The following is a 12,047-nucleotide window of genomic DNA, read 5'->3' as shown; positions in this document are numbered from 1 at the left end:
TGGCGTTTTTTTATACCAAAGCAGATGGGTTTCCCCCGCTGTTCTTCCCATGGTCTTTCCCGGCGTTGGCGCATAATCGCGCTTTTGCATACTTTTTCCATAGGAGCCGTCCGTGCAGGAAGTCAGTTATGAGCACGCGATTGCGCTAGCCAATGCCGGGCGCCACGCCGAGGCGCTACAGATCGCCGACCAGCTTTGCGAGGCCCACCCCGAAGTGGTCGACTACGCCGCGCTGCAGGCGCAACTGCATGCGGACCAGGACGATGTGCCCGGCGCGCTGGCCGCGCTGGAGGCCGCCATGGCCCGTCTGCCCGAGCTGCCGCTGGCGCCGGTGCACCGCTGGGCGTCGCGCGGCGCGCTCGCCCATCTTTACGGCACGCTGCTGATGCGCCAGGGGCAGGACGCCGAGGCGCTGCCGTGGCTCCACGAGGCCGCGCGCCGCAACGGGCTGGCGTCGGGCGAGTGGGCCGCGCACTTCTACGCCGGCTTCGTCGCCTTCCGGCTCAACGATTTCGCCCGCGCGGGTCGCTACTGGCACGACCTGCTGTATCGCGCGCCGGATCTCGGCGCCGCCGATATCCTGCCGCTGGTGCAGGACTACGTGGATCGTGCCGACGCCGCCAGCCAGCTTGGCGAGCCGCTGATGCGCATCTGCCTGGCCCGTATCGCCCTCGATTCCCCCGAATTGCTCGACCTGACGCCAGAAGCCGGCGACGCCATGGCGGGCATGGAGGCCGAGCGCGTGCTGGCCGAGCACCCCGATCACCCCGAGGCGCGCCGGCTGCGCGCGCCGCTGCGGCTGGGCAGCGACCGCGCCGGCGCGCTGGACGACCTGGCCACCTACCTGCGCCAGCGGCCCGACCCGCAGGCGCAGGTACGCGACCTGACCTGGCGCCATCAGTCTGCCGACGCAGCGCCGGGTACGCCGCCGGCCTGGCAGGGTTTCGCCATGACCGCCGATGCCGACGACGGCGCCGCCTACTTCCACGCCGCCACGGCGCTGGGCGCGTTCATCGACGAGGTGCCGGCGTCCGAGTCGGCCCTGAAGCCGATGCTGGAGGCCACCTGCCGCAAAGGGCTGGAGCGCTTCGAAGCCTACTTTTCCACAGGTGAGGGCGATGCCGACGGCCACGGCGGCAACGCCGACCCGCACCTGTACTCGCTGCTGTGCCGGCTCACGGCGCGCCTGCTGCCGGCCGATGCCGCCCATGTCGAGGAAAAAGTGGCACTGCACCACAAGGGCATGGCCGCGAGCGATTTCATCGACCATTGGATCGACCTGCTCGACGCCCATGCGTCGGCGGGCCAGCACAAGCAGGTGGTGGAGCTGGCCGGCGAGGTGCTCAACCGCTACCCGGTGGAGCGCAATCCGGCCGATGTGACGTGGGCGTTCAGCCGGCTGGTAGCCGCCTGGCGCGCGCTGGGCGGGCGCGATGCCACCGAATCCGCGCGCGCCGCCATCACCCATATGGATGCGCGGCTGGACGCGCTGCCCGTGGAGGCCCGCACCGCCGGCGCCCACGCCATGGCGCACGCCCGCGCCCACTATGCGGCGTTGCTGCAGGCGGGCATGGCGGCGATGGACGAGCACGACAAGATCGACGCCCTGGGTGAACTCGAAGCCCTGCAACGCCGCTCGCTGCTGGTGGAGGACGCGTGGCTGTTCAACCGCTTCGGCCAGATCTGGCACGAACTGGCCGAGCCGGCCCGCGCGCTGCCGCTGTTCGAGCGGGCGGTGTTGCTGACCGAGGGCGATCCGGCCGACCAGGCCGCGCCGCGCGCCCAGCGGGCCCGGCTGCTGACGGAGATGGAGCAGTTTCCGGAAGCGCTGACCGACTTCCAGCTGGCCTTCGCCGCCCGCGCCGACTGGGATGCCGAAACCTGGCTGCACGCGGTGCTGGCGGCGCTGGGCATGGGCCAGCGCGAGACGGCGCTGGGCTGGTTCGAACGCGCCCGCAACCTCGGCGCGGACAAGGGCCGCACCCGCCCGCTGTACGCCAAGGCGGAGGCCAGCCTGAAGGCCACCCGTCCGAAGTGGAAGGTGTGGGGTGTGTAACTTCGGGGCGGTGCGAGGGAGCTCCGGGCGCTGAAACCGGCCCGGGAAACCGTCCCCGATTCTGATTCTTGAAACTCCTACAAAACGCCATCGCCGACGATGGCGTTTTTTATTGGAAGTTGCCGTGAGTTGCCGGCATCTTCCATGGGGGGTCGGACAAAGCCCGACACTGCAACCCAAGTGCTTCCGTTACCATGTCGGCCATGAACGGATTGAGCCAACTTTTCCCGACCCTGCCGCTGGTGCCGGGCGGCCTGTTCTGGGTGGGTCTCGCGCTGGTTGGCGCGGGCCTGGCCGGAGAGGTCTGCCGCCGCTGGCTGGGCCTGCCGCGCATCGTCGGCTACGCGGTGGTGGGGCTGTTCGCCGGCATGCTCGGCCGCAGCATCGTCGACGACAACATGATCCTGCAGACGCGGGTGCTGATCGACATGGCGCTGGCCCTGGCCCTGTTCGAACTCGGCCACCGGCTGTCGCTGTCATGGCTGCGCGCCAACCGCTGGCTATTGTTTACCAGCGCGGCCGAGAGCCTGCTGACCTGGGGGCTGGTTGCCACGGTACTCCAGTGGCTCGGGGCGTCGCCGGGCGTGGCGATCCTGGCCGGCGGCATCGCGGTCAGTACCTCGCCCACCATCGTGCTCCAGCTCAAGAACGAACTGCGCGCCGAGGGGCAGGTCACGGAACGGCTGATGGCCATGGCGGCGCTGAACAGCATCTACGCGGCGGCCATCGTCCAGGTGGCCACGGGCTGGCTCCATTCCGAATACGGCAATATCGGCGCGGCGCTGCTGCATCCGCTCTACCTGCTGGTGGGCTCGTGCCTGCTGGCGTGGGTGGTGGGCAAGCTCGGGCACGCGCTGTACGCGCGCATGTCCGCGGACGATCACTACAGCTTCCTGGTGCTGGTGGGGCTGGTGTTGTTCACGCTGGCGCTGACGCGCGTCCTAAAATTGTCCATGCCGCTGACGCTGATGCTGGCCGGCGTGGTCTTCAAGCACCAGGACCGCCAGCCGCACGTGTGGCCGGCGCACTTCGGCAGCGCCGGGAGCCTGCTGATCATCGTGATGGTGGTGTCGCTGGGCCTGCCGCTGACGGCGCATGACTGGGTGGTCGGCGGCACGCTGGCGGTGGCCTTGGTCGTGATGCGCCATGTGGCGAAGCTGGCCGGCGTGGTGTCGCTCGGATCGTTCTCGGGCTTGAGCCTGCGCCAGTGCATGGCGCTGGGGCTGGCGCTGGCGCCGATGTCTGGGCTGGCCTACCTGCTGATGAACGACGTGGCGCGCCTGTACCCGAGCACCGGCGGGCCGCTGGCATCGATCATCCTGTGCGCGCTGGCCATCGAACAGTTGCTGGGGCCGGTCATCGCGTCCTGGGCGCTGCGCTATGCCGGCGAGGCGCGTGACAATGGAGGAGGGCGCTGATGTCGCTCGAACCGTTCAAGCATTCCGAGGCGCTGACGTTTGGCGTGGAGCTGGAACTCCAGCTCGTGAACCGTCATGACTATGACCTGGCGCCGTTTGCGCCGGATCTGCTGCGTGCGCTCAAGGGCGCCCAGCACGCGGGGGACATCAAGCCCGAGATCAGTCCGTCGATGATCGAGATCAGTACCGGCATCTGCCGCGACTACGCGCAGGCGCTGGAGGAGCTGACGGTCATGCGCGACCTGATGACGCGCGCCTCCCGCTCGCTGAACCTGGGCATCTGCGGCGGCGGCACCCATCCGTTCCAGCAATGGTCGGACCGGACCATCTCCGATTCGCCGCGCTACCAGTACATTTCCGAGCTGTACGGCTACCTCGCCAAGCAGTTCACGGTGTTCGGCCAGCACGTCCACATCGGCTGCCCGAGCGCGGACGAGTCGCTGTTCCTGCTCCACGCCATCGGCCGCTACGTGCCGCACTTCATTGCGCTGGCGGCGTCGTCGCCGTACGTGCAGGGGGTGGATACCGGCTTTGCCTCGGCGCGGCTGAACTCGGTGGCGGCGTTCCCGATGAGCGGCCGCGCGCCGCACGTGCTGACGTGGGACGCCTTCACGGCGTACTTCAACAAGATGCGCAACACGGGCGTGATCGAGAGCATGAAGGACTTCTATTGGGATATCCGTCCCAAGCCGGAGTTCGGCACGATCGAGGTGCGCGTGATGGACACCCCGCTGACCGTGGAGCGCGCCTGCGACATCGCGGCGTACATCCAGGCGCTGGCGCGCTACCTGCTGCTGTCACGGCCGTTCATGCCGCAGGAAGACGACTACCTGGTGTACACCTTCAACCGCTTCCAGGCGTGCCGCTTCGGGCTGGAGGGCGAGTACGTGCATCCGAACGAACTGACGCGGATGCCGATCTCGGATCATATTTTGTCGATTTGCGACGCGCTGGTGCCGCACGCGGAGGCGCTCGGGTCGCTCAAGGCGCTCGAGAACATCCGCGCGCTGGCCTCGAGCCGCGACAACGACGCGCACTGGGTGCGCACCGTCGATGCCGATGCGCACAGCCTGCGCGAAACCGTGCGGCGTACCTGCGAGCGCTGGGAAGCCTGAAGCCGGCGGCAGGGCGGCGCTACTGCACCGTGTATCCCTTGCCACCCATGCAAGCCTTCCACGCCTGGTAGTAGCTGCCCATCGCCTGTTGCTGGCTTGCGGCGTTCTGTTCGTTCGCTGCCTGCACGTTGCGGCGTTCCTGCCGGTTCCGCGAGCCGCCCGCCATGGTCCCGACCGCGGCACCGGCCGCCGCGCCCTTGCCGGCATCGCCCGCAATCGCGCCCACCACAGCGCCGCCGGCTGCCCCGCGCGCCGCGCCTTGCACGCGCTGGCCGCCCTGGGCCTGCTGTTGCGGCGGTGCCTGGGCTACCACCGCGGGATCTATCCCGGTCTGTTGTTTGGCCCAGCTATAGCACTCCCCGTCGTCCTTGGACTGCTGCTGCGCGGACTGACCCTTGGCCGGATAGGCCACCGGTTTCGACTGCGCCTGCACGCCGGCCGCAACCACTGCGATTGCGGCGCCGAGCACCATCCCCCATCGCTTGCTGTGATGCATGATGTACCTCCTCCGGCGGGGCCATGTGCCCGCGTGTGCGGTCTCAGTATTGCAGCGCAGGGGGCGAAGTCAAATGAATTCCTTCGTGCCGCGTATTAGGCGTTTGCAGGGGTCAGGTCGGATACACCGGCTCGCATCGGATCTCGGACTTCACCGAATTTGCGATGAAGCAGGCGTCGTGCGCGGCGTGGTGCAGGTGATCGATGTCCGCGCGGGTCGGCAGGCGCTCGCCCGAGAACGTGACATCGGGACGCAGCGTCACCACGGTCACCGCCATGCGGCCTTCGGCGGTCTTGGCCATCTCGCCCACCGACTTGTCCACATAGCGATCGACCACAAAGCGCTGCTTGGCGGCCAGCGCCAGGAACCACAGCATGTGGCAGGCCGAAATCGAGGCGATCAGCATTTCCTCGGGGTCCACCGCGCTGGCATCGGACATCGGCAGCGGCACCACGTGCGGCGACGACGAGCCCGGCACTTCCGCGCCGCCGTCGAAGCGCAGCGCATGCTTGCGGCTGTAGCGGTTGCTCACGAAATCCTGATCGCCACGCTCCCACACGATCTCGGCGGTGTGTTCGGCCATGCTGGTCACTCCGGGTAGTAGAAGAACGAAAAATCAGATGCCGTGCGGCACGCTTTCCCCATCTCGCCCGGTCACGAGTCCCAGGCGCTGGTTCGCCGGCACGGCGATATCGATCAGCTTGGGTCGGGGCAGGTTGAGGGCGCGCATCATGACGATGAACTCGTCGCGCGTGCGTCCCGCCACGCGGCTGTTGTGCGCGCGCTCATGGCCGATGGTCGACTGGGTGCGGCCCCTGTAGTCGTGGGCGGGGTAGACCAGCGTGTCGTCGGGCAGGCGGAAAAGCTTCTCGGTGAGGCTGTCGAACAGTGTGCCGGCGTCGCCGGACTGGAAATCGGTGCGGCCGCAGCCGTCGATCAGCAGCGCATCGCCGGTGAAGATGCGGCGCACCACGCCGTCCGGTGTGGCTTCCTCCCAGAGGTAGCTCATGCTGCCGGCGGTGTGCCCGGGGGTATGGATCGCACGCAGCACCTGCTTGCCGAAGGTGACGGTATCCCCGTCGATCAGCTGTTTCAGCGCGGGCTTGATGTCGCAGCCGGACGGCGCGGCGGTGTTGGCACCCGTCTGCTGGGCCAACTGCCCGGCGGAGGTGATGTGGTCGGCGTGCGCGTGGGTCTCGACAATCCACACCAGCCGCACGCCGGTCTCACCCAGCAGCGCCAGGTCACGCGCGTACTGCCGGTCCACCGGATCGATCAGCAGCGCCTCGCGCGTCTCGGCGTCGATCAGCAGGTAGGTAAAGGTGGACGAAGTCTCGTCGAACAGCTGATGGAAGGTCTGCATGGCCGTTTTCTTCTTGGCAAACCGGGGGTGCCGCCATGATACGCCGGCAGGTACTCAACACTCCACGATATTCACCGCCAGCCCGCCGCGCGCCGTCTCCTTGTATTTGGTCTTCATGTCGGCGCCGGTTTCGCGCATGGTCTTGATGACCGAATCCAGCGAGACATAGTGGGTGCCGTCGCCGCGCAGGGCCATGCGGGCGGCGTTGACCGCCTTGACGGACGCCATGGCGTTGCGTTCGATGCAGGGGATCTGGACCAGGCCGCCGACCGGGTCGCAGGTCAGGCCGAGGTTGTGCTCCATGCCGATCTCGGCCGCGTTCTCGACCTGCTCCGGCGTGCCGCCGAGCACCGCCGCCAGCGCGCCGGCGGCCATCGAGCAGGCCACGCCGACTTCGCCCTGGCAGCCGACTTCGGCGCCCGAGATCGAGGCGTTGAGCTTGTAGAGCAGGCCGATGGCGCCCGCCGTGAGCAGGAAATCGACCACGCCGGCGCGGTTGGCGCCGGGAATGAAGCGGTCGTAGTAGTGCAGCACCGACGGGATGATGCCGGCCGCGCCGTTGGTCGGCGCCGTGACCACACGCCCGCCGGCGGCGTTTTCCTCGTTGACGGCGATGGCGTAGAGGTTGACCCAGTCCATCACGGAGAGCGGATCGGAGAGCGCCCGCTCGGCGTGCAGCGTCAGCCCCCGGTACAACTCGGGCGCGCGCCGCCGTACCTTGAACGGCCCCGGCAGCTCGCCGTCGGTGCGGCAGCCGCGCGCCACGGATTGCTGCATCACGTCCCAGATATGAAGCAGGCCATCGGTCACTTCCTGCTCGGGCCGCCAGGTCAGTTCGTTCTCCATCATGAGCCGGGCGATGGACTTGCCGCTCGCGTGCGCCATCTCCAGCATCGCCCGGCCGCTCCGGAACGGGTGCGGCAACTGCCGCTCGGCCGCCAGGATCTGGGTGTTCGGCGCGCCGGCCGTGACCACGAAGCCGCCGCCCACGGACAGATAGCGTGCCTCGCGCAGCGGCGTGCCGTCCGCGTCGAAGGCGTGAAACTTCATGCCGTTGGGATGCTCGGCCATGGCCTCGCGCCGATAGAACACGATGTGCTCGCGCTCCACGAACGGCACCTCGTGCGTGCCGAGCAGAGCGAGCGTGCGCCGGGTGCGCAGCGTGGCCAGCCGGGCCTCGATGGTTTCCGGGTCGACGGTGTCGGGCGCATCGCCCATCAGCCCCAGCATCACGCCCTTGTCGGTGCCGTGGCCCTTGCCGGTGGCGCCGAGCGAGCCGTACAGCTCCACGCGCACGCTACCCACGCGGGGCAGCAGGCCGTCCCGCTCGAGCCCGTGCGCGAACATCAGGGCCGCACGCATGGGCCCCACGGTATGCGAGCTGGAGGGCCCGATACCTACCTTGAACAGATCGAAAACGCTGACAGCCACGGGGAACTCCGGTAGGGGGCGGCGCGCGGGGGCGCAGGGCGGGAATGCAGTCGGGGAGCCGGTCGGGTGTCGGGTCAGAGCGACATATCGGCATCGGGCCGGGCGGGGTCCTGCCACATCGGGTCGATGGTCGGCTTGGCCTGCCCTTCCTCGGACTTCTCCTTCTGGATCACGCTGACCGTGCCGTCTGTCTCAAGGATAGCGAAATGCACGTCTGCCACACGCTCGCAGCCGTTGCGGCGCAGCGCCTTCTGCAGCTCACGCGGCGTGATGCGCTCCCGGCGCATCACATCACGGAAGATCTCGCCCTGGTGAATGAGGATCTCGGGCCGGCCTTCCACCAGCGTCTCCAGGCGGTGGCTGCGCCAGGTGCCATAGCCCACCAGCACGTCGGCGCCGAACAGCGTGGCGGCCAGGATCAGCCCGGCGGTCACGGAGTTGTCGCCGCCATTCATGGCGTTCTGCACCGCGTTCGAGATGATCAGCAGCAGCACCAGGTCCAACGGCGACAACTGGCCGATCTGGCGCTTGCCCGACACGCGCATCAGGAATAGCAGCGCGGCGTAGACGATCAGCCCGCGCAGCACGAATTCCCACCAGGGGGCGCTGAGATTCCACATGGACGAGACCTCCGCTAGGGATGGTGTGCTGCGGGATGCAAAGCGCGCCGGCGGGCCCGGTCTGCCCGGACGCCGCCAGACACGGCGCCTTAGTCCTGCGCGTACTCGTTCATCGGTACGCAGGCGCAGAACAGGTTGCGGTCGCCGTACACGTTGTCCGCCCGGCCCACCGGCGGCCAGTACTTCTGCGTGCGCAGCGAGGCAATGGGGTAGGCCGCTTCCTCGCGCGTGTACGCGTGGGTCCAGTCATTGGCGGTGATCACGGCGGCGGTGTGCGGCGCGTGGCGCAGCGGGTTGTCGTCGCGGTCGAAGCTGCCGTCCTCCACCCGCGCGATCTCGCCACGGATGGCGATCATGGCGTCGATGAAGCGGTCCAGCTCGTGCAGCGCCTCGCTCTCGGTCGGCTCGATCATCAGCGTGCCCGGCACCGGGAAGCTCATCGTCGGCGCGTGGAAGCCGTAGTCCATCAGGCGCTTGGCCACGTCCTCGTTGCTGATGCCGGTGGCCTTCTGCAGCGGGCGCAGGTCCAGGATGCACTCGTGCGCCACCAGCCCGTGCTGGCCGGCGTAGAGCACCGGGAAGTGCGGCGAGAGCCGGCGCGCCACGTAGTTGGCGGCCAGGATGGCGTTCTCGGTGGCGGCGGTCAGGCCGGCCGAGCCCATCATGGCGACGTACATCCACGAGATCGGCAGGATGCTGGCCGAGCCGAACGGCGCGGCCGAGACGCCGCCGATGCCGTTGTCGTCGCGGCGATAGCCCACGCTGTCCTGGTTCGGCAGGAAGTCCGCCAGGTGCGCGCCCACCGCCACGGGGCCCACACCGGGGCCGCCACCGCCGTGCGGAATGCAGAACGTCTTGTGCAGGTTCAGGTGCGAGACATCGCCGCCGAACTGGCCCGGCGCGGCGGTGCCGACCATCGCGTTCATGTTGGCGCCATCCACGTAGACCTGGCCGCCGTGCTGGTGCACGATCTCGCAGATCTGCTGTACGCCCTGCTCGAACACGCCGTGCGTGGACGGGTAGGTGATCATGATCGCGGCGAGGTTCTGGCTGTGCTGCTCGGCCTTCTTCGCCAGATCCTGCAGGTCGACGTTGCCGTCGGCGTCACACGCCACCACCACCACCTTCATGCCGGCCATCTGGGCCGACGCCGGGTTGGTGCCGTGCGCGGACGAGGGAATCAGGCAGATGTCGCGGTGCGCCTCGCCCCGGCTGGCGTGGTACTTCTGGATGATCAGCAGGCCGGCGTACTCGCCCTGCGAGCCCGCGTTCGGCTGCAGGCTCACCGCGGCGTAGCCGGTGGCGGCGCAGAGCATGGCCTCGAGCTGGTCGATCATCTCGCGGTAGCCCACGGTCTGGTCGAGCGGCGCGAACGGGTGGATCTTGCTGAACTCGGGCCACGTCACCGGAATCATCTCGCTGGTGGCGTTGAGCTTCATGGTGCAGGAGCCGAGCGGGATCATCGTGCGATCCAGCGCGAGGTCCTTGTCCGCCAGCGAGCGCAGGTAGCGCAGCATCTCGTGCTCGGCGTGGTGCGTGTTGAAGACCGGATGCGTCAGGTAGGCGCTCTGGCGGGCCAGTGCGGCCGGGAAACCGTCGCCGACGGTCGCCTCGGTCGCATCGAAGGCCGGCACCGGCTTGCCATGCGCGAAGATCTCCCACAGCGCGACCACGTCCTCGCGCGAGGCGGTCTCGTCCAGCGAGATGCCCACGCGGGTGGCGCCGATATGGCGCAGGTTGATGCCGCGCGCCGTGGCGGCGGCGTGGATGGCCTCGGTGTTGAAGCCGGTTTCCAGCGTCAGGGTGTCGAAGAACGTGGCGTTGACCGGGGTCACGCCCATCGCCTTCAGGCCGGCGGCCAGCGTGGCGGTCAGGCGGTGCACGCGCTGGGCAATGCGCTGGAGGCCCTGCGGCCCGTGGTACACGGCGTACATCGACGCCATCACGGCCAGCAGCACCTGCGCGGTACAGATGTTCGACGTGGCCTTCTCGCGGCGGATATGCTGCTCGCGCGTCTGCAGCGCCAGCCGGTACGCCTTGTTGCCCTGCGCGTCGATGGTCACGCCCACCAGACGGCCCGGCATCGAGCGCTTGAATTCGTCCTTCACGGCCATGTAGCCGGCGTGGGGGCCGCCGAAGCCGAGCGGCACGCCAAAGCGCTGCGAGTTGCCCACGGCCACGTCGGCGCCCCATTCGCCCGGCGCCACGATCAGCGTCAGCGCCAGCAGGTCCGCCGCCGCCACCACCAGGCCGCCAGCCGCATGCACGGCATCGGCGATGGCACGGTAGTCGGCCACGTCGCCGTTCACGCCCGGGTATTGCAGCAGCACGCCGAAGGCATGGGCGCCGGCGGCCTCGGCGGCGGGGCCGACCTTGACCTCGATGCCCAGCGGCAGCGCGCGCGTGCGTACCACTTCCAGCGTCTGCGGCAGTACGTCGTCCGCCACGTAGAACGTGTTCGAGGCGTGCTTGTTCACGCGCTGGAGCAGCGTCATCGCCTCGGCGGCGGCGGTGCCTTCGTCCAGCATCGACGCATTGGCAATGTCCAGCCCGGTCAGGTCCGTGACCATCTGCTGGAAGTTCAGCATCGCCTCCAGGCGGCCCTGCGAGATCTCGGGCTGGTACGGCGTGTAGGCCGTGTACCAGGCCGGGTTTTCGAAGATATTGCGGAGGATGACGCCCGGCGTGAGCGTGTTGTAGTAACCCTGCCCGATGAAGCTCTTGAGCACGCGGTTCTTGTTCGCCAGCCCGCGCAGCCTGGCCAGCGCGGCTTCCTCGGTCAGCGGCTCGGTGAATTCGCCGAGCGGCATGCCGTCGCGGCGGCGGATGGCGGCGGGCACCACGGCGTCGATCAGCGCGGCGCGCGTCTCGTAGCCGAGCACCTTGAGCATGTGTTGCTGTTCGGCGGTGTCCGGGCCGATGTGACGGGCGGCGAAGGCGTCGCGCGCCTCCAGTTCGGCCAGCGTGGGCCGGCTACCTTGGGCGGCGTTCATGGGAAGCGGGGCATTCATGGCAAGTCTCTCGTGGGGCGGGGCGGCAGGTGGTCAGCCTGGCCGCCGCGCGGGCATCTCGGGCGCCGCCTCCTGGCTCGGGAGACGGCTGGTACAGCGCGTCAGGCGCCGACGCTGGCCTTGTAGGCGTCGACGGTCATCAGGCCGTTCACATCGTCGCCATTGGCCGGCTTCAGCTTGAACAGCCATGCGTCGAAGGCGTTGGCGTTGACGGATTCCGGCGCGGCGCTCGCGGCTTCGTTCACGGCGATGACTTCGCCGGCCACCGGGGCGTAGATGTCGGAAGCGGCCTTGACGGACTCCACCACGGCCAGCGCGTCGCCGGCGCCTACCGACTTGCCGACTTCGGGCAGCTCCAGGAAGACGATGTCGCCCAGCGCGTCCTGCGCATGGTCGGTAATGCCGATCGTCAGCGTGCCGTCGGCTTCAACGCGCACCCACTCGTGCGATTCGGTGTACTTCAGGTCAGCAGGGAAATTCATGACGGGTTCTCCGGGAATGCAGTGTTTGTCTTGTTTCGGTTCGCCTGCCGGGGCC

The 12,047-nt window shown here is 68.6% G+C and carries 10 protein-coding genes; 3 read left to right on the top strand and 7 right to left on the bottom strand.

What is annotated here, in order from left to right:
• Positions 1–112 precede the first annotated feature (112 nt).
• The 3 genes from SB751_RS22295 (at position 113) to SB751_RS22285 (ending at position 4,589) form a co-directional block, all read left to right on the top strand.
• Positions 113–2,056, top strand: coding sequence for a hypothetical protein (locus SB751_RS22295; protein ID WP_144203382.1), 1,944 nt, complete (start codon positions 113–115; stop codon positions 2,054–2,056).
• Between the two features lie 194 nt (positions 2,057–2,250).
• Positions 2,251–3,474, top strand: a complete 1,224-nt coding sequence (locus SB751_RS22290; RefSeq protein WP_186296993.1) for a cation:proton antiporter — start codon at positions 2,251–2,253, stop codon at positions 3,472–3,474.
• A complete protein-coding gene (locus SB751_RS22285; protein WP_144203386.1) occupies positions 3,474–4,589 on the top strand; it encodes a YbdK family carboxylate-amine ligase in 1,116 nt (371 codons plus the stop codon). Before SB751_RS22290 ends, SB751_RS22285 begins: the two co-directional genes overlap by 1 nt.
• 19 nt (positions 4,590–4,608) lie before the next feature.
• On the opposite strand, the gene SB751_RS22280 is transcribed toward SB751_RS22285, so the two are convergent.
• The 7 genes from SB751_RS22280 to gcvH form a co-directional block, all read right to left on the bottom strand.
• Positions 4,609–5,085 carry a glycine zipper family protein gene (locus tag SB751_RS22280; RefSeq protein WP_186296994.1) on the bottom strand — a complete coding sequence of 159 codons (477 nt, stop codon included), beginning with the start codon at positions 5,083–5,085 and terminating at the stop codon, positions 4,609–4,611.
• Between the two features lie 112 nt (positions 5,086–5,197).
• Positions 5,198–5,668: an OsmC family protein gene (locus SB751_RS22275; RefSeq protein ID WP_211943682.1), complete on the bottom strand. Its 471-nt coding sequence runs from the start codon at positions 5,666–5,668 to the stop codon at positions 5,198–5,200.
• Positions 5,669–5,701: 33 nt separating this feature from the next.
• Positions 5,702–6,448: an MBL fold metallo-hydrolase gene (locus SB751_RS22270; protein ID WP_211943681.1), complete on the bottom strand. Its 747-nt coding sequence runs from the start codon at positions 6,446–6,448 to the stop codon at positions 5,702–5,704.
• Between the two features lie 54 nt (positions 6,449–6,502).
• On the bottom strand, positions 6,503–7,879 hold the full coding sequence (locus SB751_RS22265; RefSeq protein WP_144203392.1) for an L-serine ammonia-lyase: 1,377 nt from the start codon (positions 7,877–7,879) through the stop codon (positions 6,503–6,505).
• A gap of 74 nt (positions 7,880–7,953) precedes the next feature.
• Positions 7,954–8,499: a DUF421 domain-containing protein gene (locus tag SB751_RS22260; protein WP_144203394.1), complete on the bottom strand. Its 546-nt coding sequence runs from the start codon at positions 8,497–8,499 to the stop codon at positions 7,954–7,956.
• Positions 8,500–8,588: 89 nt separating this feature from the next.
• On the bottom strand, positions 8,589–11,510 hold the full coding sequence (gcvP, locus tag SB751_RS22255; RefSeq protein WP_410748555.1) for an aminomethyl-transferring glycine dehydrogenase: 2,922 nt from the start codon (positions 11,508–11,510) through the stop codon (positions 8,589–8,591).
• Between the two features lie 101 nt (positions 11,511–11,611).
• Entirely contained in the window at positions 11,612–11,992 is a 381-nt protein-coding gene (gene gcvH, locus SB751_RS22250; protein WP_144203399.1) for a glycine cleavage system protein GcvH, read from the bottom strand.
• Between the last annotated feature and the right edge of the window lie 55 nt (positions 11,993–12,047).

It is taken from the genome of Cupriavidus sp. SIMBA_020, from assembly GCF_046535395.1.
In the GTDB taxonomy this organism is placed as follows: domain Bacteria; phylum Pseudomonadota; class Gammaproteobacteria; order Burkholderiales; family Burkholderiaceae; genus Cupriavidus; species Cupriavidus campinensis.
Note: the sequence above shows the minus strand (reverse complement) of the source record. Positions and strands in the feature narration are given on the sequence as shown.